Genomic DNA, 24,558 nt, shown 5'->3' with positions numbered 1-24,558 from the left:
GTTAGTTAGAGCTCATAAACCACATTGGGGCATCCAATGCTTTCTGACTCGGGTTATTAGGATTTGAACTTATTTCACTAGGTGAATAAGGCAACCTTGTAATATGATTGGATAAGGTGGCATCTTCAGGAAGTGGACGGTTGGATGGGTATCCTGTTCTTCGAACATAAGTCCATGCATCTATTCCTCTTTTAAAAGTTTCTATATATCCTTGTTGATGCACAGCTGTTAATGCATTAGCTGTTGATAAGTTTTGTAAATCTGGAAGAGAATTGTTGTAGTTTTCAAACCCTTGAACTGTTACTCCTTTTCCAGATGCTTGTACTGTTGATAATGAATTGAGATGAACTACATTTAACAAGATGCCTTCTCTATAATAATCATTCGCATCTACAGTTGTACCATTGATCCAACCATTCAAAATCGCTTCAGCTCTCATAAACTTTAACTCGGCTGCTGTTATCCAAAAATCTGGAGAGGTGGCCGTAATGTAATGCAAACTCAATACTGAAGTCACCGTAAACGCAGATCTTGATCCAGGATCCACCCCTCTATGAGGTACCTGATCAGATGTCCCATCCGGTCGATCATAAAATATATCAATTCTAGGATCATTTGATCCTCTTAATAAATCAATAAATGGATTGGAAGCATAGAAAAATAAACTTTGTCCACCAGCAAATTGAAAGTGAAGTTTATAAAACTGATTGGCATTTGTTAGATCATCATAATAATCCAACTTTACTTCATCTGCTAAGCTTTCAATGTGGGCTGCATTAAAAGCTGCTTCTAATCTTGATCCAGCATAACCAGAATCTTTAGCCGCGATGACCATCAAAGTTTTAATTTTAATAGAATTGGCAAACAACAACCACTTATTCATATCCCCTCTGAATAAAAGATCTTCTCCAGAAATCTTATTCGGGTCACCTACATTAATCGACCCCATTGCCTCATCCAATATTCTCACTATCCCTTTTAAAACGATCTCTTGCGTATCGCTATTGGGGAATAAAATATCTGTATCTAAAGATTCTGAAAATGGAATATCTTCAAACATTAAAGTAAGATGATAAAAACAGAAGGCTTGAATTATTTTGAATTGAGCGGCAGTATTTACTTCTCCATTTCTATTCGCTAATAACTCACCTCTTGATGCATTTTTTAAAGCACTTACATAAAATGTAGACCAAGTATTGGTTTGTGGAAATGTAGGTACAGAGAAATTATCTGATGTTGAAAACACCGAAGCCCCTGCCCCAACATAATGTTGCGCCCAACGGTTAAACACATCGGTTTCCATCACTTTGTCTGATGAAATACCAGTGATACAGGTTGTCATTAATAACCCTGGTTGTTCTGCTACCTGATCATCTCCAGCAGCAAAAGGGTCTTTATTAATATCCAAGATGCTGTCACAACCTCCGAAAAGAAAAGTCAGGCATAAGGATAGACCAACGATATAATGATAGGTTTGTTTATTTTTCATCTTAGAATACTAATTTTAAGTTACCACCAAAACTTCTCGTAGAAGGTAAACTACCCATTTCCACAGCTCCAGAAGCATCACTAGCCGATTGGAATAAACTGGTTTCTGGGTCAATATGAGGAATCTTACTGTAGATGATCCATAAGTTTCTAGCTTCAAAACCAACAGCTACAGATTTAATAAATCCTGATTTAGCCACTAAAGACTGAGGTAAAGTATACGCTAAACTTACTTCTCTTAATTTCACATATGTCTTATCAAATACAGATCCTTCGGCAATACCACTTGATGAATACGCTTGCCAAAAATCTTGATGAGACACTGAAATATCATTCGGCTTCACTGTACCATCTCCTGATTCTATGTAAGCATTTCTATCTACAAAAGATTGTTCTCTGTTTACGGCTGTTTCTTCTGCTAGACCATTAAATCTTAAATCGCCAACAGTTCTTGAAATCATTTTTCCTCCTTGATTCCAGTCGATCAAAAAGTTTAGAGTAACACCCTTATATGTAAAGCTATTTTGGAAACCTAGTAGGAATTCTGGCTGAATCTCACCAAATGTTTCTTCATCACCCTGCATTCTCAAACCAGTATTTGGATCAACCAAAATTTCTCCCGAATCTGCTCTTTTAAATCCAACACCTTGTAACTGCAATGACTCGCCAGGAACGGCTTGAACTGAAACCCCATTAAAACCAGAAGCAATTTGAAGTTTATCCAAACCTTCTATCAACTCAGTAACTTTATTTTGGTTTCGTGTAAAGTTAATTTGAGAGTTCCATTCAAAATCTTTTTTCTGAATTGGTATAAATGATAATAGTAATTCAATACCTCTATTCTGTACAGCTCCTGCATTTACTCTTTTGGTATTATAACCTGTAGATTCTGGTGTAGGTACAGCTAGAATCTGGTTCTTGGTCTCTATTTGATAATATGTAAAGTCTACTCCAATTTTACCATTAAAGAAGCTAAGTTCAGTACCTATTTCCCAAGAGTTCTGTCTTTCCGGAACCAAGTTTTCTGGAGGAATAACATTGGTTGCTGCATAAGCTGTTTGACCATTAAATGGATAATTATTCGTTGTACCAAACTGACCAAAATAAGAAGAACGAGGATAGTAATAATAATCCAATTGATACGGGCTTGTATCATTACCAACTTGTGCTGCACTTAATCTCAATTTACCATAAGAGAAGAAATCATTATGAATATTCAATGCCTCTGAGAAGATAAATGATAAACTGGCTGATGGATAGAAGTATGATCGATTATCTTTTGGTAGTGTAGATGACCAGTCATTTCTCATGGTCATATTCAATGTCAAGTAATTGTTGTAAGTAAGTGATATATCACCGTACATACCTAATAACCTTTGCTCTACAAAATCGGTTGTACTTACAGTGTTTTTAGCATTGGTTGGTGTATATAATTCTGACACTGATAACTCTGATGCAGATAATGTATTTCTCTTAAATACTCTCGAGTTATATTCATGACCTATAATTGCAGTAAGTTTGAATTTTTCACCAAAATCTTTTTGAATGGTCGCCATTAAAGAAGTGGTCAACTCGGTTCTTTCCATGTCATCATTTGTAAACGAACCATTGATAGCTCCCAATGTCCCTTTGGCTGATCGTGTAAATCGTTTATCCACACGATAATCTAAACCCGCTCTACCTCTAAATGTCAACCAATCTGTTGCCTTCGCTTCTAACATACCAAAACCGAAGAAACGATTTACATTGACGTCGTTACCATTTTTCTCTGCTACCCAATAAGGTGAATTTGAAAAACGACCAATCGGATTTTGTTCTCCATCGACTAATTGCAATCTCTCTAAAGGTGTTGTTCTTGGTATGCCATTAATAATTGATGTCAATACGTTGGGTGAGTTACCCCCTTGGGATACAGAACCACGTGTCTGAGATTGCACATAGTTCATACCTACTCTTGAGCTAATTACTTTATTTAATTTATGACCAGCATTTACTGCAAAAGTATAACGATCTAAACCTGCACCGGGAACAATACCTTTTTGGTTCATAGAAGTAAAACCTAATCGATAATCTCCTTTTTCTGTAGCAGAAGAAACATCTACTGAGTTAATAAAAAGTGAACCGGTCTCGTAAAAATCTTTGACATTATCTGGATAAGCAGCAAGTGTCTGCAATGGCCACTGACTTTCCGGAAGATTGGACGTGTCCGAAGCATAATCGTACATTGGAACCACTTGTCCATTTATTATTGGTCCCCATCCATTCTCCGAATTCTTATCGTATTTACCGTGGAAACCTTGTGCATATCTATTTTGGAAAGACGGCAATCTGTTCGGCGTTTCAAAACGCACACTAGAATTTAAACTCACCGTTGGTCCTTCTTTCGCTTTACCTCTTTTGGTTGTAATAATAATGGCTCCGTTGGCAGCTCTAGAACCATATAGTGCAGCTGCAGATGCCCCTTTAAGAACAGTTACTGAAGCTATATCTGCCGGGTTAATCTCACCTGCACCATTACCTGCATCAAAAGCACCTTGAATACCACTACCTGTAGAGATGTTTGTATTACTTACTGGAATACCATCAACAACAATCAATGGTTGGTTTCCACCACTCAATGAGTTCGTACCACGAATCACAATTCTTGTCGATCCACCAGGGTTAGAAGACGCTTGAGAAATTTGTACACCTGGAACTTTACCTGACAGAGAGTTCAAAAAGTTAGTTGATTTTACTCTATCTACTTCTTCCCCATCCACAGAAGTTACCGCATAACCTAGAGTTCTTTTTTCTCTTTCAATGGCATTAGCTGTGACAATTACTTCGTCGAGTTCTTCGGTATTTTCTTCCATAGCCACATTAAAACTGGTTCGATTACCAATTTCAATTACTTGGGATTTCATACCTATAAAATTAAATTCCAATTTGTTATCGCCCGGTTGTAAGGAAATTTTAAAGTTACCGTCGATATCAGATACTCCTCCTCTTCTGGTGCCTTGAACAACAATAGTTACTCCTGGCAAAGGTTTAACTCCATCAGTAACTGTCCCTGTAATGATTCTATCTTGGGCGTACGAATAGGTTAAAGTGATTAAAGAGAGTAGTAAAAAGCAAAGCGTCTTAGTTAATCTCATTCGTTCTTTGATGTTTACTTAAATTCAGTTTACTTTTTTTCATCGCCGGAAAGCTATATTTGATAGAGTACAAGAGTTAAGTTGATTAGGGCGTCCGCTCAGTTAATAATAGAAAGTTTTGCGAATGCGTATTTATTGGTTTAAATCAATAAAATTTGGGCGATCATTCTTCTCTTTTGATCGGTGATGAAGAAAAAACTAATTTTCACTTATAATATTACGTATAATTATTTTCTTTTCGAACTCTTTTGATAAGAAAAAATTATATTATTTTAAGAAAATTGAACTTTTTCAAGACAACTGTTTGATCGTGGAATTGTTAAAAAAAAGTCCTTGCTAATTTCATAACAAGGACTTAAATAATTAATGATTAATTAATTACAGTATGTATTGTGAAAGATCTCTGTTTTTCACTAACCCAGAAAGTCTTTCATGAACCATCTCTTTAGTAACCACTATTTGTGCATTTGCTCCTATTACATCAGGAACATCAAATAGTAGATCATTTAGTAGGTGAGACATTACAGTGTGTAATCTTCTTGCACCAATGTTTTCTACTTCCACATTAATCTCATGAGCGATTACTGCAATTTCATCCAATGCATCATCATTAAATGAAAGTTGAACGTCTTCAGCTCCTAATAAAGCTTCATATTGCTTAGTAAGTGCATTTTTAGGTTGACGTAAGATCACTTTAAAATCGTTTTCTGTTAAGCTTTGAAGCTCTACTCTAATTGGGAAACGACCTTGAAGTTCAGGAATCAAATCAGATGGTTTTGATAAATGGAAAGCACCTGCTGCGATAAATAAAATATGATCTGTTTTTACAACACCATGCTTTGTATTTACTGCTGATCCTTCAACAATTGGAAGTAAGTCTCTTTGTACTCCTTCTCTAGAAACATCTGCGCCTTGCTTAGAACCTCCACTTGCTACTTTATCAATCTCATCGATGAAAATGATACCTGAGTTTTCTGCAAGTTTTACTGCCTCATCTTTCACCTCATCCATGTCGATTAATTTTGCACTTTCTTGCTCTACCAAGATCTTACGTGCATCCTCAATGGACATTTTACGTTTTTTACTTTTCTTAGGCATCATTCCGCTGATCATCTCTTGGATGTTCATCATAGAACCCTCGTCGATTGGAGCTCCACCGATAAAGCCTAAATTACCAGAGTTCTTATCAACTGTAACATCAATCTTACGGTCTTCTAATTCTCCAGCTCTTAATTTTTCTCTGAAACGCTCACGAGTTTTTTCGTTTAGCTCGTGATCAGAATTAATATATTCTCCAGAATTATTAGTCGTTGGTGCAGATTTTAATGGTGGAATTAATGCGTCTAGAATAGCATCTTCAACAGCTTGAGCTGTTTTTTCCTCTACTAATGCTTTCTTTAATTCCTTTACCATGCTAACAGATTGTTCAACCAAATCTCTTACCATGCTTTCTACATCACGACCTACATAACCTACCTCTGTAAATTTAGAAGCTTCTACTTTTACGAAAGGTGCTTTGGCTACTTTAGCTAATCTTCTTGCAATTTCTGTTTTACCAACACCAGTAGAACCGATCATCAAAATGTTATTTGGCATAATCTCTTTTCCAAGATCGCCTTTCACATTCATTCTTCTCCATCTATTTCTTAGGGCAATAGAAACGTTCTTTTTGGCATCATTCTGACCGATAATATATTTATCTAATTCTGCTACAATTTCTCTTGGGGTCAAATAATTTGAGCTCTCTAGCATAATGTCTTTTATTTAAAGTGAATATTTTATTCGATGACAGTCTTTTTTCTCTTATCCCAACCCGTCGTTGCCACCGATAAGCTCAAACTGTTGGTTGGTCCAGCAATATGGTACCAAGCCACACTGTAACCGAAATTGATGTGTTTTTTTACCTTCAATGCCGCTCCCAAGGACATGCCTGCTAGACCTTTTACATTCTGAGCAACCATTTCCCGACGCCTCATGACGTTATAACCGGCACGAATGTTCAACACTTTGCCTAATACAAATTCACCTCCAAATGCAAAATGTCGTGACAATTTGTCAGCAAATGAGGGTTCCTCGTAGAGATCGTTGCCAAAAGCGTCCTTTTCTCCTTTTAAAGAAGAGTCTGTATAAGTAATATCAAATTGATGAATATGATGATAAGTTACTGAAAATCTAATGGGCATTCTTTCGGGTTTAAACGAAACACCTAATTGTGTATCAAAAGGTAATTCACTCTCATCATTCGGTTGGTATTGCTTGGTTACAAACCCTGCATTTTTGATGGTTAACCCGACTACTAAATCTTTGGTGGGGTGGATAAATGCTCCGTTTAAATCCAACATTAAAGCATTTGCATTAAAACTTTCGATTCTGGAAGAAGCAAACTTCAAATTCGCTCCCATAGAAAATACGCCTACTTTATGTGTATAACTTCCTTGAAACCAATAATCATTGGCTGTATACGTTCCGTTATAATTCCCGTTTTGATCAAAACCATCGAACTGTCCGTAACCCATGTAAGACATTCCAATGCCTACGATTCCTCCTCCTACTTGTTTAGCATAACCCAAAGAAGTCATTCCTGCAGTCATATGATAATCATAGTAATTTAAGAATGCCTGATTGGTAGATGCCTCTGTTAATAAAGCAGAATTGTAAAACATCGCATTAGGATCGTCTAATCCCGAGGAGACTAAAAAACCTCCCAAACCTACTTGTCTTGCATTATTGGCTACATTTAAAAAATTAAACGCTTGTGATCCGCCTAATTGTGCAAATAATGGATGAACAAATAAGAAAAGAAGTAAAGTAATGAACAGACGAAGGTTAGTTTTCATTATTATTTTGCCTTATAAAAAAGTGTAGAACAACTTTCTTCTTTCAGAATAGACTTTGCTTTTGTCATCACATCTTCTAACTGAACATTTCTAAGTAGTTCTTCTTCTTCGTTAATTAAATTAGGATTGCCTAGTAAAGCACCGAAAGCGATCGACATGGCACGAGGAAGAATTTCTGTTTTCCCGTAAGTCATCGAGAATTCTGCCAAGTTTTTCACCTTATTCATATTTTCTTCAGTAAATTCTGTATTCTTGAAATCTTTGATTACTTGGTTTAAACTTTGATTGGCTGTTTCCAGTGAAACACCATCAGATAATTTACCAGTAATACATAATAAACCGGGATCAAATGATCCGGTGATATAAGCATTAATACCAGAGAAAAGTTGCTCTTCCTTAACGAGTTTTTGATATAAAATAGAAGATTTACCTCTTCCCATTAAATCACTTACAAGATCGGAAGTATAATATTCTTTTTCCTTTCTTCCTTCCATATGCCATACTTTATATAACATATCGATTGGTACATCCTTTTCAACTTGTTGGAATCTGGCTTCCGTTTGTTTTGGTTCCACAGGAATATTTCGAAGTGGTTTCACCCCTGCAGGTATAGGTCCAAACCATTTTTGGCTTAAACGTTTCACCTCTTCCGTCTTCACATTTCCTGCCACCACCATTACAGCATTCGAAGGTACATAATACTTATGGAAAAATGCTTTCACATCATCCATAGTAGCGTCTTCAATATGCTTAATTTCTTTTCCGATAGTAGGCCATTGGTAACTATGCTTTTTGTAGGCCATTTTTCTTAAAATATGCCATACATCACCATAGGGTTGGTTAATATACCTTTGCTTATATTCTTCTATGACCACTTTTCGTTGTACCTCTAAAACTTTAGGGTCGAAGGAAAGACTCAACATACGGTCAGATTCCAACCAAAATGCCGTTTCAATATTTTGAGCGGGTAAAGTGATATAATAGTTGGTAATATCAGGTGAAGTGAAAGCATTATTAGATCCACCTACTTTTTGAATAGGAGTATCAAATGAAGGCACATTTACTGAACCACCGAACATTAAATGTTCAAAGAGGTGAGCAAAACCCGTTTTTTCAGGATCCTCATCCTTAGAGCCTACATCATACATTATATTGACAACCGCCGAAGCAACCGTTTGGTCTTCCAATACGAATACCTTTAAACCGTTATCAAGGACAAACTCATTAAAGTGAATCATTCTATATTTTTTATTTGACCAATAAAGTTAGTAGACCCTAACCACAATACAAAGGTTTAAAACATTTTACTACCTTTGTTTTCTATAGATTTTACAATATGCGAGAAGACTATTTAAATGGTGACAATTCAGGGTTCTCTGATTCCGATCGAGATATTGAGCGTGCATTAAGACCCCTTTCCTTTGATGACTTTACCGGTCAGGATAAGATTGTCGAGAACCTAAAAATATTTGTGCTAGCAGCCAAAAAGAGAGGTGAGCCTCTTGATCATGTCTTGCTACACGGCCCTCCGGGTTTGGGTAAAACCACCCTTTCCAACATTATTGCCAACGAAATGGAGGCGGAAATAAAAATAACTTCCGGCCCTGTTTTAGAAAAGCCTAGTGATTTAGCCGGACTTTTAACCAACTTAGAGGAAAACGATGTATTATTTATTGATGAAATACACCGTTTAAATCCTGTTGTGGAAGAATATTTATATTCTGCCATGGAAGATTTTAGAATTGATATTATGTTGGACTCGGGACCAAGTGCCCGTACCATACAAATTGATTTAAACCCTTTCACTCTCATTGGAGCAACAACGAGATCGGGCTTATTAACAGCTCCACTTCGAGCTCGTTTTGGTATCAATGCGCGACTGCAGTATTATGATTCTGCTTTACTTTCTACGATTGTAAAGAGATCTTCGGGAATTTTACAGACACCAATTAATGAAGATGCTGCATTTGAAATTGCCAGAAGAAGTAGAGGAACGCCAAGAATATCAAATAATCTTTTGAGAAGAACAAGAGACTTTGCAGAGATTAAAGGAGATGGAACCATCAATCTTGATATTGCAAAAATGGCTTTGGGTGCACTTAATGTGGATCAAGGAGGTTTGGACGAAATGGACAATCGTATTCTCACCACCATCATTGAAAAATTCAAAGGTGGCCCTGTGGGAATCAACACAATAGCTACAGCCTGTGGTGATGAAGCTGAGACGATTGAAGAAGTTTATGAACCTTTTTTAATTCAAGAAGGATTTATCAAAAGAACCTCTCGCGGTAGAGAAGTTACCTTAAAAGCATACGAACATTTGGGAATTATACCCCCTTCTGATGGAAATCAGGGGTCATTGTTTTAAGAAATGGTAAAGGATTGGTCTAAATTAGATTCAATCCTTTATTTTTATGGTACACTTTGTGTGTATTTTATTAACAACACTATCAACATTAGATAATTGAAATTCTTTCTGTCACTATTAACTGCAAGTATATTTATATTTAGCGGTTGTAATAAAACTAACGAACAGGCTACTTCTGAGGAATTAAAAAAAGTTGAGCACCATAATTTTTATGGACTCGATTCTCTTAACACGACAATTGCGCGCCTGTTTAATGAAAAAAAATATGATTCTGCCATTTCATTGTCCTACGAAGGATTAGTCATTGCTCGTAGGCACAAAATGAATGGAGAGATGGCACAGCTATACCTATTTTTAACCAAAAGTTTATACAAAAATAGACAATTCCAAAAAGGTCAAATAGAAGGCTTAAAAGCTATTGACTTTATAAAATCAGAAGAAACAAAAGCATTAGCTGGCGATATATATCTCACCCTTGCTAGAAATTCAAGATATCTCAATCAATACGATTCAGCCATACATTTTTATCAAAAAGCTGTTGAATTTTTGGCATTGGATGATGATTATGTTGGTATGTCAATCGCTTATAACAATATAGGTGCTGCGCATAAAATTAAAGGTGATTATACTGAAGCACTTGAATATTATTTCAAAGATTTAGAATTAAATAAGCTTCATGATCTCCCAAAAGATCAAGCAATTGCCTGTAATAATATTGGTCAAGTAATGCTCATTACAAGAGATTATGAAACGGCCATCGATTACTTTAATAAAGCGGAGGTACTCTGTAGAGAAATCAACGATCAAAAAGGAATTGCATTAGCGAATAGTAATAAAGGCTCTGTCTATCATTTAATGCAAAAGAAAGATGAAGCTTTACAATTTTTCTTTACGGCTTTAAATATTTTCGATGAATTAGGAAATCAACAATTTAGAGTAGCAGAGACCCTTACAAATATTGGAAACACTTACATAGAGAAAGAAGATTTAGTTCATGCAGAATCTTATATCAATAGAGCTCTAAAGGTTTTCAAACAAATTGATAATCTAAATGGTATTATGAAAGCCTCTTATTTAAAGGGGGAAATACTATACAATCAAAAAAAATACAAGCAAGCGATTACTTACCTTTTTAAAGCAGAAAAATATTATCAACAAAGTACTCACTACAGGGTAGAATATAGAAACACACTCCTGTTAATTCATAAATGCTTATCTGCTTCCGGAGATTATAAAAAAGCCTACAACTATCAGCTTTTATATGCAGAAGTAAATACTGAGGTAAATAATTCCAAAGAAAAAGAGGTGATGGCTAAATTGAATAAACAGTTTGAATCGAAGGAACAAAAACTACTTATCGATCAGCTTCATAAAGATACCTTACTTAAAAATCAGCAAATTTCTTTTCAGCATCGTATTTCTATTTTCCTACTTGTCTTGTGCTTGTTTTTATTCACTTTTATGGTATTTATTTTCTTTATACACCAAAGAGGAAAAAAGACGCATCAATTAATTAAAGAACAGAATAGGGAGATTACTTCAATCCACAGCGAGCTTATTGAGAGTTTACGATTTGCAAGAAAAATTCAATACTCATTAATTGCTTTATCTGATAGAGTAAAAGAGGTAATTCCTGATCATTTTATTTTTTGGCAACCTATACAAGAAGTAAGTGGAGATGTATATCATATGGAATACAAACATGGTCGATTATTTATTACTTTGATGGACTGTACTGGGCACGGTGCCCCTGCTTCTTTGATGGCTACTTTATGCATAAAAACATTAAATGATATCATCAATGATGAAATTATTCACCCAGATGAAATTCTTGAGGAATTGGATGATAGAATTAAAGATGAAAATAATATTGAGCAAAGCCTTACAGGAGTAGATGCCTCTATTATCACCTATAATTTTGAAACAGAAACATTAGAATTCTCTGGAGCAAGAAGACCTGTTTACATTATAGATGAGGATGGAGAATATTACATTAAAGGTACCAAAAAGTCTATCTGTGATACACTAATTGGTAAAGAGTCTACTTTCATTAGACATAGCAAGAAATTAACATCAGATACTAAGGTTTATATGTATTCTGATGGATTCTCTGATCAGTTTGGTGGTTTAAATAATAAGAAGTTTAAAGAGCCTAACCTTCGTAAATTATTATCTAAAATCAATCATCAGAATATGGCAGATCAGAAAAAACAACTGAAGAATACTTACTGGAATTGGAGATCTCCTTCAAAAGATCTAGAATACAATGCTACAGATGATACCTTAGTATTAGGATTCAATTTTAAAATCAAAAAATAAAATTTGTATTCACTAAATACATTTTTTATCCATCAGAGATATTATTAAATTAGTGATAGTTACTTGGGTGATTTTTTCTTAAAAAAGATATTAGGAAAAAATTCAAGTAAATAACGACTAATGATCACTATAATGCCTGATAACCAATATATACTCTCCTTAGACCAGGGAACAACAAGTTCTCGCGCTATTATCTTTGATAAAAAAGGTGACATTATTTCTGTCGCCCAAAAAGAATTCAAACAAATTTTCCCAAAGAGTGGATGGGTAGAACACAACCCCAATGAAATATGGGCTACACAAGTTTCTGTAGCTGCAGAAGCCATTGCTGAAGGCGGTTTAACGGGGTTAAATATTGCAGGGATTGGAATTACCAACCAAAGAGAAACCACCATTGTTTGGGATATAGATACCGGACAACCTATTTATAATGCTATTGTTTGGCAAGACAGAAGAACCTCTAAATTTTGCGATAAATTAAAGAAGAAATATGCTGATTTGATTCGTAATAAAACGGGGCTCATCATCGATGCTTATTTCTCTGCTAGTAAAATTAATTGGATCCTGAATAATGTCAAGGAGGCCAAAGAAAAGGCTATAGCAGGAAAATTGAAATTTGGTACAGTGGATAGTTGGTTGATTTGGAAACTTACTCGAGGAAAAGTACATGTTACCGACGTAACCAACGCGAGTAGAACCATGCTATTTGATATCCATAAGCTACAATGGGATAAAGAGTTACTCGAAATTTTTGATGTCCCAAAATCAATGTTGCCCGAGGTAAAATCAAGTAGTGAGGTGTATGCAAAAACAGCCACTACCTTATTTGCCAGTAAAATTCCTATTGCCGGAATTGCAGGAGATCAACAAGCGGCATTATTTGGTCAGCTTTGCTTAAAAAAAGGCATGGCAAAAAACACTTATGGTACGGGTTGTTTTATCGTAATGAACACTGGAAAAAAACCAGTGGTTTCAAAAAATAAATTATTAACCACAATTGCCTGGAAAATTGGAGACACCACCAACTATGCATTAGAGGGAAGTGTCTTTATTGGAGGTGCCGCGATACAATGGCTTCGAGATGGTCTTGGTATCATCAAAAAGGCAAAGCACACCGAAAAAATTGCCAAAGAGGTAAAAGATAGTGGAGGTGTGGTATTTGTTCCTGCATTGGCTGGACTGGGTGCTCCTCATTGGGATCAATATGCAAGAGGTACCATTTTAGGTCTTACAAGAGGAACATCAAGAGGACATATTGTTCGTGCAACTTTAGAAGCAATCGCATTCCAATCGTATGACGTTTTGAAAGCGATGGAAGCAGATACAAATAAATCGACTAAAGAGTTGAGAGTAGATGGTGGTGCTTCTGCAAACAATCTACTGATGCAAATTCAAAGTGACATTGCTTCCACTCAAGTGGTACGTCCAAAAACGATGGAAACAACGGCTATGGGAGCTGCTTTTTTAGCAGGATTAGCTGTTGGTTATTGGAAAGATATTGATGAATTGGAAAAAATTTGGTCGGTTGAGAAGACATTTAATCCAGATAATTGCCAAGAATCTAAAAATAGAGTTTATAAACAATGGAAAAAAGGAGTAAAACGAAGTTTTTCGTGGGATAAAGACTGATCATTTACAAATATTCTATAAATTTGCTTTAAGTTTTTTATTAATTCAATTCACTTTAATTTTCTACACTCATTTTAACCCAAACTAAAAATGAGTACCCTGATAAAAAGTTGACTTTTGAATTAGTGCGATGAAGATAAAAGTGGTATTGCTCTTATTTTCTAGAGAGGTTTTATCAGCTGATGAAAACCTCATATTGATATTCTATAGTAAACATTTAACTACACAACCTAACATAATGACATCTAATTTCTTTAGAGCCGTTTTAAAACTAGTAACGCTCTTTCTGATTACAAACTTTTTGATGAGTTGTGGAGGAGATGAGAAACCTACATCTCAACTTCCGCAAATCGAAATTCCTGTAACAGAAGTGATCGTTCAAGATGTACCCATTTCAAAATCTTTTGTTGGCCAAGTTTATGGTACAAAAGATATTCCTATCCGTTCTCGAGTAGAAGGTTACTTGGAAGGTATTCACTTCAAAGAAGGTAGCAGAGTTAAAAAAGGTCAACTGTTATATACAGTCGATCCTCAGACGTATGCTGCTGAAGTAACTATGTTAAAAAGTAAATTAGCAGAAGCTGAAGTTACTTTAATACGTGCGAAAAACGATTTAGCCAGAATTAAACCTTTGGCAGAAAAAAATGCCGTTTCTAAATCAGACCTTGATGCTGCTCAAGCAGAAAAGGATGCTGCCGAATCTATGGTTGCTGCAGCTAAGGCAAATTTAAGAATGTCTCAAATCGAATTGGGATATACGACTATTAAGTCGCCAATTTCTGGTATCATTGGTAGAACTGAAGCTAAAGTAGGTGAATTCGTTGGTAGAGATCCAAACCCAGTTATCTTGAATACTGTTTCAAGAATCGATTCTGTAAATGTGAGGTTCTATATCAATGAAAATGATTATTTAAGATTAGCTCGTTATTCTATTAATAACAAAGAAAACGAAAGAAGACAAAGCGAAAATGAGGATGTCAATAAATTAGATTTGATCTTCTCTGATAACACAGTATATAATCATAAAGGACATTTCGATTTCCTAGATCGTAATGTAGATGCGAATACAGGTGCCATTTTAATTCAAGCGACATTCCCTAATAACGAAGGACTAATTAGACCTGGACAATTTGCTAAGGTGAGATCTACCATTGAAATTGTAAAAGATGGTGTGTTGGTTCCTCAAAGAGCCGTAATGGAATTCCAAGGCAAATATTCCGTGTTTGTTGTTAACAAAGAAGGAAAAGTTGCTCAAAGAGCTATCAAATTAGCTAGACACTCTTACAAAGATTACTTCCTTGTTAGAGAGGGCTTGAAAAAAGGAGAAAAGATTGTTCTAGAAGGACTTCAAAAAGTTCGTGAAGGAGCAACAATCAAATACAAAGTAGTCCAATTCGAATCACAGCACGAAGGAGCATAATGAGCAAGGAACAAATTCAATCAAACTTTTTTGTGAGGCGACCGATTGTCGCCATGGTCATTGCCATTATCATGACCATCGTTGGTGGTGTTTCGATTCTAGGACTTCCTATTGAACAGTACCCCAACCTTACTCCTCCTATTGTAAAAATATCTGCAACTTATACAGGAGCGAGTGCACTTAACGTAGAACAATCTGTAGCTACACCTTTGGAACAAGAAATTAATGGTGTAGAAAACATGATCTATATGAAGTCCATCAACTCTAACGATGGTACTTTACAAATCCAAACTTCTTTTGAAATCGGTACAGATCCAGATATGAGTACGGTATTTACACAAAACCGTGTAGCTACTGCCACTCCTAAACTTCCGGACGCCGTTAAAAGAACAGGTGTAAAAACGGAGAAATCACTTCCAAACATCTTAATGTTGATCACTTTGACCTCTCCTGATGGTAGATATGATCAAAACTTCTTAGGTAACTACTCTTTGATTAATATCAAAGACGTGTTGGCAAGAACAAAAGGTATTGGTAGTGTTGCTGTATTAGGTACATCAGATTATTCGATGCGTATTTGGGTAAAACCAGATAGATTAGCCAAACTGAATTTAACTATCCCTGAAATCAAGAATGCGATCTCTAATCAGAACGTGATTGTTCCAGGCGGTAAATTTGGTGCAGAACCTGCTCCTAAAGGTACAGAATTCACTTACACAGTACTACTTCCAGACCGTCTTCAATCAGAAGAAGAATTTGGGAACATCGTTGTTAGAACCAACAAGGATGGTAGCCGAGTACTATTAAGCGATGTAGCTAGAATTGAATTAGGTGTTGAAACATATTCAGCATTTACTCGTCTGAACGGTAACAACTGTGCGGTAATTGCCATTTATCAAGCACCAGGATCAAATGCGGTAGATTTAGCGGATCAAATGATCACTAAAATGGAAGCACTAAAAGAAGACTTCCCTAACGGTATTGATTATAAAGTATCACTTGATTCAACAAAACCTATTACAGCGGGTATCAACGAAATTATTGAAACATTATTCGTTGCCCTACTACTTGTAATATTGGTAGTATATGTGTTTATCCAAGACTGGAGAGCGACATTGGTACCAACAATGGCGATTCCAGTATCCCTAGTGGCGGCATTTATGCTATTCCCACTCTTAGGTTTTACAATTAACGTACTATCACTTCTCGGTCTCGTACTCGCTATTGGTATTGTAGTGGATGATGCCATTGTAGTAGTAGACGCCGTACAGGTATATCTCGAAGAAGGGTATAGTCCTAAGGACGCTACCAATAAAGCAATGGGCGAAGTAACCGCTCCTGTAATTGCCACTACTCTAGTACTTGTTGCCGTATTTATTCCTGTGGCAGCCATGTCGGGTATTACCGGTCGATTGTACCAACAATTTGCCATTACAGTAGCTGTATCAGTATGTTTCTCTTCATTAAACGCCTTAACATTATCGCCTGCACTTTGTGGATTGATACTAAGAAAAACAGAACCGGTAGGAGGTCCATTGGGAGCATTCTTTAAGGTCTTCAATAACGTTTTCGATAGATCTACAAAATCATACCTCAGTGTAACTAAAATTGCCACTCGTAAGATTCTGATGAGTTGTGCATTTATTGGAGTTACACTACTAGCTGCAGGATGGTTAGGTGTTAAAGTACCTGTTGGTTTCATTCCAGAAGAAGATCAAGGATACATCTATATCAACGCTCAATTACCAGTAGCTTCATCATTACAGAGAACAAACGATTTAGCCCAAAAGGTTGAAAAGATCGTTGCTCAAGTTCCTGAAATCGACATGAATACTACAGTAGCAGGTTATTCACTTCTTTCAAGTAGTAACTCTACTAACTCGGCTTTCTTCTTCGTCACTTTAAAAAGTTGGGATGAAAGAGAATTAACAGCCAAGCAGGTAGTGAATAAACTAAATTATTTATTTGCTACACAGATTAATGAAGCAAAAATCTTTGCCTTTGGCCCTCCAGCCATTCCAGGTTTAGGTAATGGATCAGGTTTCAGTATCATGATCCAAGATAAAGGAGGTAATACCCCAGATTATCTAGCCAATTACACCAATGAATTCATTAAAGCGGCCAATGCAAGACCAGAAATTGGTATGGCATTTACTACTTTTGAATCTAGTGTACCTCAAAGATTTATTGATATAAATAAAGATAAGATCTTAAAATTAGGTGTTAGTCTGGATGATGTTTATACCACATTCGCCGCCTTCCTTGGAGGATCTTATATTAACGACTTCAACCGTTTTGGTCGTCTATACAGAGCATATGTACAAGCAGAGCCTGAATATAGAAACGACGAGAAGCAGTTGGATATGTTCTATGTAAAATCGGCAAGTGGAGCAAAGGTTCCTTTATCAACTTTAGTAAATGTTGAAAAAATTAGTGGACCAGAATTTACTAACCGATTTAACTTACTTCGTTCTGTAGAAGTTACCGGTTCTCCTGCCAAAGGATACAGTTCCGGTCAAGCAATGGACGCATTAGAAGAAGTAGCGAAAGAAGTCCTTCCGGATAACATGACTTTCTCTTGGAATGGTATGTCCTACCAAGAAAAGAAATCATCTGGATCTGTATTTATCATTTTCGCCTTCTCATTAATCTTCGTATTCTTGATTCTCGCAGCACAGTACGAATCATGGTCGATGCCATTTAGTATTCTATTGGGAACTCCATTCGCCATTTTCGGTGCCTTCTTCCTATTATGGGTAGCAAGATTCTTTAGTGAAAGTTACGAGAACAACATATTTGCTCAAATATCATTAGTAATGTTGATTGCCATGGCTGCAAAGAACGCCATTCTGATTGTCGAATTTGCCAAATTAAAATTCGATGAAGGATTGTCTCTATTTGATGCGGCATTAGAATCTGCAAAACTAAGATTCCGTCCTATCTTAATGACGGCCTTCTCATTTATCCTAGGTGTTTTACCATTGGTTGTTGCTACCGGATCAGGTGCAGAGGCACGTAAAGTAATGGGTATGGCACTTCTTGGTGGTATGGGTATGGCAACCATTTTAGGTCTATTCTTATATCCAATGTTATTCGTGCTTGTAGGTAAAATTGCAGGTTATGAAAAAGATAGAGAAAAATCGAACACATCAGAAGCATAGAAAGATGAACATACTTAGAAATATAAATTTCAAACAAATATTCATACTCCTCTTCGCTTCACAACTCATGTGGAGTTGTAAGATGGGTAAAGACTATCAGTCTCCGGATGTTGTCACTCCGGCTGATTATCGCTTTGGTACGGATACTTTAGTAAGTACTGCATCTGATACTATTGCGTGGTGGGAACTTATTAGTGATCCACTACTTGATACATTAATTGTTACTGCACTTGAAAATAATCAAGATGTTGATATAGCAATGCAACGTATTGTAGAGGCTCAGAAGTTGTACCGCATGCAAAAAGTACAAACTCGTCCAGGTTTAGAATATGCTGCCGGTGTAAATTATGGTAATTACAGTGGGTTTGTTAATCCACAAGGTGCTGCATTAAGTTACTACGGGGGAGCTCAATTAAATTGGGAGATTGACCTTTGGGGTAAAAACCGAAGACTTTCTGAGGCAGCAATGGCCGATTATAAAGGTACGCTTTATGGACTTAGAGCGGTACAATTATCAGTTATTGCTGGGGTAACCGAAGCCTACATTCGACTTCTTGAAAATCACGCAAGTTTAAAAGTTGCTGAAGAAACATTGGCTTCAAGAGATAGCTCTATTCAAATTATGGTCGACCGATATGAATTTGGTTATATACCAGAGATTGATTTGAACCAAGCACAAATTCAGCAGGCAATTGCAGCAGCTTCTGTACCAACCTACAAAAGACTTATCGCATTGTCTGAAAACTCTTTGGCGGTATTATTGGGAGAAAACCCGAGAGGTTTCCTAGTAGATTTCGAATTAGATGATCAAAAGAAACCGCCAATTATCCCTGCCGGTATTCCTTCAGATCTTTTATTGAGAAGACCCGATTTACAAAGAGCTGAGCATGCTATTATGTCTCAAAATGCCAAAGTAGGTTCAGCTATTGCACAACGTTTTCCTACTATTAGTTTAACAGGTTTTGCCGGAGCTGCAACAGAGTTTTTAAGTACTACAAACTCAGCTGCGGGAGCTTGGAACCTAGGTGCTGGAATCGTAGGACCACTTTTCCAATGGGGTAAAAACAAACGTAGAGTTGAAGTAGAAAAAGCTAGATTGGAAGCTTCAATTGCAGAATATGAAAGATCTGTAATATTGGCTTTCCAAGAAGTAGAAGATGCTTTAGCCTCGGTACAATTCTATAGAGAAGAGCTTATTGCAAGAGAGCGTCATGTTAGAGCAGCTAGAAATGCTGAACGTTTATCAAAAGAACGTTACGATAGAGGTGTTACGAGTTACTTAGAATACTTGGAACAGCAACGTCAGGCATTCGAAGCAGAACTTAACTTTATCAATGTCAAAAGTAGAATCTTAGTTTCATACATTCAGCTTTATAAAGCTTTAGGTGGTGGATGGATCACAAGAGAAGAAAAGGCTGAAGCAGAACAGCAAAATAACTAGTATTGTTAAGCCTTATAAATAAGAAAGAGGTTGATTCAAATTGTTTGAATCAACCTCTTTTTGTTTTTGTGTAACCTTTATTAAAAATTACTCATTACCCTTATATAAGAATTGCCAATGCACTGTAAAGCTTATCGATAGTTATTAATACAACACAAAAGGCCACCACTATTACATGGTAGCCTTTTTCACCTAAAAGTATTAGGCTTCTATCATAAATCAATCATATGCTATTATAAATATCCTTCATTCTGGATAATCGCTCCTTGAGAAACGTTTACTTCTCTTTGAGGAAGTGGGAAGATTTTATGCAATTCTTGAATATCACCTCCATTTATATCATCATATAAATAGTAAGCATTTATAGCATCCATAGCGTAAGGCATTCCATAACGTTTTAAATCTTGCCAACGATGTCCTTCAAACGCCAATTCCAAACGACGTTCCAAAGCCACTGCTTCTGCTACCTCTGCAGGTGTAGTTGCGGTTACAGCAGAAGCTTTTGCTCGAGTACGAATCTCGTTAATAATATCAACTGCTCCTTGCTGATTACCTTCCTCATTTAGAATTTCTGCATACAATAATTTCACATCTGCTAAACGTAAAACCACCCAATCAACACCAGATTGTTCTGCATCAGCACCAACAGAGCTATATTTATCGACCACTATTTTACCTTGATCTTCTCCTGAACTAGCCTCCTTACGAATATCCGTCGCATCGAATAAATCTAAGTACGATTGAGTAGCCTGAACACCACCAAAAGTACCTCTTGCACTAAACTCATAAGAGAATGTCTGATGCTCATTATTACCAGCGCTATAACGAACAGCGAATAAGATTTCACTGTTCATTTCGTTCTCAAAAATTGATTTATAATCCTCTTGAAGAGAGAACGGACCATTATTAATAATATCCTCCAATAATAATTTAGCACCTGAATTATTATCTGTATTCATTCTCACTTTAGCCAAAATACCTTTAGCTGCCCAAGAAGTAGCACGACCTAAATCACTCCCATTATATGATGCAGGAAGTAATGGAATAGCCATTTCTAAATCTGCTGAAATCTGAGTATAAATTTCTGCCACAGTTTTATCATTCCTCATTGCTGTGTAATCATCATGAGCAATAGGTGTTAGCACTAAAGGAACATGCCCATATGCTTGTACTAATTGATGATACAAATAAGCTCTCAAGAACAAGGCCTCACCCTTAAGTTGATTTCTGAGGTTTTCTTCAGTGACTTTATCTACATGTTCCAAAACCATATTCGCTCGGTTGATTGTCATGTACGATAATCTGTAATAATCATAAAAGAAACCTGTAAAAGTATTGAAGGTAAATGTATTCATTTGATTATAGAATCCTTCAGTACCAGGGAAAGTGTTATCATCACAGATTCCATCTATGGCCCAAGCTTGGTTCGTAAATTCTTGTAAGCCTGCATAGATACCAATAGTAGCTGATTCAATTTCATCGTTAGTTTCGAAGAAATTGTTTTCACCAATAGTTGTTGGAGGTGTTAAGTCCAAGAAGCTTTCACAGCTTGTCATACCCATTGATGCTGACACGAACAAAGCTGCAGATAATATATTTTTTAGTTTCATTATTGTCGTCTTAATTCTATGGAAGAAGTAAAACACGGCCTTTTATTTAATACTTGTCTGTTGTCAAAAAAAGACCGTGATGATGTGTTGTTTATTGATTAAAAGTCTAGTTTAAGACCTAAAGAGAAAGTCTTTGCTACAGGCATTGGTCCTCTTTGGTAACCACGTGTATAAGCAGTAGTCAAAGCATCGTTGATACCTTCTGGATTCAACCCTGTATACCCTTTAGCAGTAATGTAGAATAAATTACTTCCTGCAAAGAATACTCTAGCACTTCTAAATGCTTTACTGTTCGTCATAGGGAAATTATAACCGAATGTTAGGTTACGTAATGCAATGTATGATGCATCCTGAACGTGCCAATCTGTTTCAGTTTTCAATCTTGTCGCATCAGGATCTAATACATTTACTCCATCCTTATCATTTGATCCAGCCCAGTGAGTTTCTAAATAATGGTCATCAATATTTAAAACCGATGCACCGTGAGACCCTTGAATAGTAAATGATAAATCGAAGTTTTTGTATCTCAAGTTGTTGGTTAAGCCCCAAACAAAATCAGGGTTTGCTTGTCCAAGTACTTCCATATCGTTTTCATCAATTACTCCATCTCCGTTTAAGTCTTGCACATATACACTACTTGCTTGCACACCAATTGGCCAATATACTTGGAACTCCTCAGCCGATAATTCTTGCTTCACTCTATATCCATAGAACTGAGAAATTGGCGATCCTATTTGAGTCATAAAGTGAGCAGGACGTTTAGAATCCCACGTCGATTGGAACGACTCATGTTCACCAAAGTTCAACACCTCGTTTTTAGTCGTTGTAATAGTCGCGTTGGTTGTCCAAGAGAAATTATCCTTATCGATGTTTCTTGTTGTCAACTCCAATTCCAAACCACTGTTTCTTACTTTACCTTGGTTCACCCAAAGGCGTTCGAAACCAGAAGTTGCAGGAATATCCATCTCAAGAAGTAATTGATCCGTTGTTGATCTGTAATATTGAACACCTAACAAGATGCGGTTATCAAAGAATCCGAAGTCAACACCCGTATTGAATTCAAATGTACGTTCCCAACCTAAATCATTATTTGATTTATTATCAAGAATATATCCCGGAACGATATTATCGCCACCACCAACATAATTGTCAGCTACCATATTACCGATATGTAAGTAATCACCAATAGCGTTGTTACCCGTAGTACCGTAAGAAGTTGATAATTTCATTTCACTAATCACTTCTCTGATCCCTTGGAAGAATGGTTCTTCTGAAACTCTCCAACCCACACTTGCTGCAGGGAAATATCCCCAACGATTATTTGATCCAAAACGGCTACTACCATCCCATCTTGAACTTAATGAAACTAGGTATTTATCTTTGTAAGCATAGTTTACACGAGAAAGGACAGAGGCTAAGTTATCACCTGTTTCATAGGCATCGTGTAACCAAATATTTGATGCCGCCGAGATGACTCTCACCTTATCATTTAAGAAACCATTACCTCTAATTTCCTGACTTTGTCTTCTATTTGTCTGAGCAGTAAAACCTGCAATAGCAGAAATTTGATGATCACCCCATGTTTTATTATAACTCAAGATGTTTTCATTTAATAAGTTGACCGTATTTTGGTGTACTGCGTGAGCCTCTGGATTTCCGTTACGGTGACCGTAAGTCGTTTGGAAGAAGTTACGATTGAAATCTGTGTAATAAGCACCTAAAGTGGTCTTGAAATCTAATCCATCTGCAATGTTTACAGATAAATAAGAGTTGACAAAAGCACGAGTCGTCTGCTCGTTTTTAGGCTTACCTGTTAATTTAGCGTAACCGTTAACGTTGTTGGTATTACGAATAGTCACCCCTGTATAATTCGGATTAGCAGAAGTATTAAAATGATCTTCCATTGCCCAAGATCCTACAGGATAACCTGTTAATGCTGAAGTCATTTCGTTATGATGAGTTGGTAACCACGACGCTGAACGTCCTACATCATGCATTCTTACTTCAATACGATCTCTGCTTTGAGAAGAAACGTTCATATTGATACCTACTTTTACTCTTTCATTCAGTTTTGCATCAATCTTCGCTCTTACTGAATATTTAGTGTAATCGTTTCCTTCGACAATACCTTGGTTGTCTAGGGCTTGACCAGAAATATAATAATTGACATTATCCGTTCCTCCGCTTAAGTTTAATTGATACGTTTGAGAGAAAGCATTTCTAGTCATGATATCGTTCGCATCATAATTATAGCCAATCTCTTGTGCTTGTTTAATTTGGTTTCTATTTGTTTCAGAGATTCCCGGACGGTTTAATGCGTAATCAGCCCATGAGTTCGGATTGTACAATCCATATTCCAATGCTGGCGTACTTAAACTTAAATTTGAAGTCAGGGAAACTTTCATTTTACCCTTTTTACCTTCTTTCGTTGTGATGATAATTACACCATTAGCTCCTCTTGATCCATAAATTGCAGCAGAAGCTGCATCTTTTAAGACTTCGATGGACGCCACATCGTTCATATCCACTGCTGATAAATCATCTGGAATTGGAAAACCATCTACTACGATAAGTGGTCCATTACCTGCGTTAATAGTTGCTTGACCACGGATTTGAATGTAAGGTGTTGCTCCAGCATCTCCGTCTGTAGTTTGAATTTGGACACCTGCTAGCTTACCATATAAAGCTTGGTCTACACGAGCAACCGGAATTTCTTCCAAATTATCGTTTTCCAATTTTGCTACAGCTCCCGTAAGGTGAGATTTCTTTTGAACGCCATAACCAACTACAACAACTTCACTTAATTGTTGGGCATCTTCTGCCATGGTAATATCAATTTTGGTTTGTGTTTTTACTGCTACTTCTTGAGTAAGCATACCGATGTAACTAAAAACTAGTACATCTTCGGGGTTACACATTAAAGTGTACTTTCCATCAAAGTCTGTTACTGCACCTGTTGTTGTTCCTTTGATTAATACTGATACGCCAGGGATAGGTTGACTACCCTCTTGAGAGATGACTGTACCAGAAATTTTTGTTTGTGCATAGATTGAAGAACTAGCGAGTGTCATCAATAAAATGATATGCGACAAACGCCATTTTTGAAGTAATAATTTTAACATTGGATTAAAAAAATGTGTTCACTTTTAAC

General features: G+C 36.5%; 13 protein-coding genes. 6 read left to right on the top strand and 7 right to left on the bottom strand.

Annotated elements, in window-relative coordinates:
* Position 1: 1 nt before the first annotated feature.
* The 5 genes from KMW28_RS02975 to KMW28_RS02955 all read right to left on the bottom strand — a co-directional run bounded on the left by KMW28_RS02975 (position 2) and on the right by KMW28_RS02955 (position 8,697).
* Positions 2 to 1,489: a SusD/RagB family nutrient-binding outer membrane lipoprotein gene (locus KMW28_RS02975; RefSeq protein ID WP_169664955.1), complete on the bottom strand. Its 1,488-nt coding sequence runs from the start codon at positions 1,487 to 1,489 to the stop codon at positions 2 to 4.
* 1 nt (position 1,490) lies between these two features.
* Positions 1,491 to 4,622, bottom strand: coding sequence for a SusC/RagA family TonB-linked outer membrane protein (locus KMW28_RS02970; RefSeq protein WP_169664956.1), 3,132 nt, complete (start codon positions 4,620 to 4,622; stop codon positions 1,491 to 1,493).
* Positions 4,623 to 5,000: 378 nt separating this feature from the next.
* Positions 5,001 to 6,374, bottom strand: coding sequence for an ATP-dependent protease ATPase subunit HslU (gene hslU, locus KMW28_RS02965; RefSeq protein WP_169664957.1), 1,374 nt, complete (start codon positions 6,372 to 6,374; stop codon positions 5,001 to 5,003).
* Between the two features lie 26 nt (positions 6,375 to 6,400).
* Entirely contained in the window at positions 6,401 to 7,459 is a 1,059-nt protein-coding gene (gene porQ / locus KMW28_RS02960; protein ID WP_169664958.1) for a type IX secretion system protein PorQ, read from the bottom strand.
* Between the two features lie 2 nt (positions 7,460 to 7,461).
* Positions 7,462 to 8,697 carry a M16 family metallopeptidase gene (locus tag KMW28_RS02955; RefSeq protein ID WP_169664959.1) on the bottom strand — a complete coding sequence of 412 codons (1,236 nt, stop codon included), beginning with the start codon at positions 8,695 to 8,697 and terminating at the stop codon, positions 7,462 to 7,464.
* 98 nt (positions 8,698 to 8,795) lie between these two features.
* On the opposite strand from KMW28_RS02955, the gene ruvB reads away from it, so the two are divergent.
* The 6 genes from ruvB to KMW28_RS02925 all read left to right on the top strand — a co-directional run bounded on the left by ruvB (position 8,796) and on the right by KMW28_RS02925 (position 19,797).
* Positions 8,796 to 9,827: a Holliday junction branch migration DNA helicase RuvB gene (gene ruvB / locus KMW28_RS02950; protein WP_169664960.1), complete on the top strand. Its 1,032-nt coding sequence runs from the start codon at positions 8,796 to 8,798 to the stop codon at positions 9,825 to 9,827.
* A gap of 96 nt (positions 9,828 to 9,923) precedes the next feature.
* Entirely contained in the window at positions 9,924 to 12,146 is a 2,223-nt protein-coding gene (locus KMW28_RS02945) for a tetratricopeptide repeat protein (RefSeq protein ID WP_169664961.1), read from the top strand.
* Between the two features lie 132 nt (positions 12,147 to 12,278).
* Positions 12,279 to 13,775, top strand: a complete 1,497-nt coding sequence (glpK, locus tag KMW28_RS02940; protein ID WP_169664962.1) for a glycerol kinase GlpK — start codon at positions 12,279 to 12,281, stop codon at positions 13,773 to 13,775.
* A 238-nt stretch (positions 13,776 to 14,013) separates the two neighbouring features.
* Positions 14,014 to 15,195, top strand: a complete 1,182-nt coding sequence (locus KMW28_RS02935) for an efflux RND transporter periplasmic adaptor subunit (protein WP_169664963.1) — start codon at positions 14,014 to 14,016, stop codon at positions 15,193 to 15,195.
* On the top strand, positions 15,195 to 18,356 hold the full coding sequence (locus tag KMW28_RS02930; RefSeq protein ID WP_169664964.1) for an efflux RND transporter permease subunit: 3,162 nt from the start codon (positions 15,195 to 15,197) through the stop codon (positions 18,354 to 18,356). The genes KMW28_RS02935 and KMW28_RS02930 overlap by 1 nt, the downstream gene beginning before the upstream one ends.
* Positions 18,357 to 18,360: 4 nt before the next feature.
* Positions 18,361 to 19,797 (top strand): efflux transporter outer membrane subunit, encoded by a 1,437-nt coding sequence (locus KMW28_RS02925; protein ID WP_215585793.1) that lies wholly within the window; start codon positions 18,361 to 18,363, stop codon positions 19,795 to 19,797.
* A gap of 233 nt (positions 19,798 to 20,030) precedes the next feature.
* Here KMW28_RS02925 and KMW28_RS02920 read toward each other — a convergent pair whose 3' ends face one another.
* Both KMW28_RS02920 and KMW28_RS02915 read right to left on the bottom strand, forming a co-directional pair.
* A complete protein-coding gene (locus tag KMW28_RS02920; protein ID WP_169664966.1) occupies positions 20,031 to 21,407 on the bottom strand; it encodes a RagB/SusD family nutrient uptake outer membrane protein in 1,377 nt (458 codons plus the stop codon).
* Positions 21,408 to 21,505: 98 nt separating this feature from the next.
* Positions 21,506 to 24,529, bottom strand: a complete 3,024-nt coding sequence (locus tag KMW28_RS02915; RefSeq protein ID WP_169664967.1) for a SusC/RagA family TonB-linked outer membrane protein — start codon at positions 24,527 to 24,529, stop codon at positions 21,506 to 21,508.
* Positions 24,530 to 24,558 lie beyond the last annotated feature (29 nt).

Source organism: Flammeovirga yaeyamensis, assembly GCF_018736045.1.
GTDB lineage: Bacteria > Bacteroidota > Bacteroidia > Cytophagales > Flammeovirgaceae > Flammeovirga > Flammeovirga yaeyamensis.
This window is presented reverse-complemented; position numbering and strand designations above follow the sequence as displayed.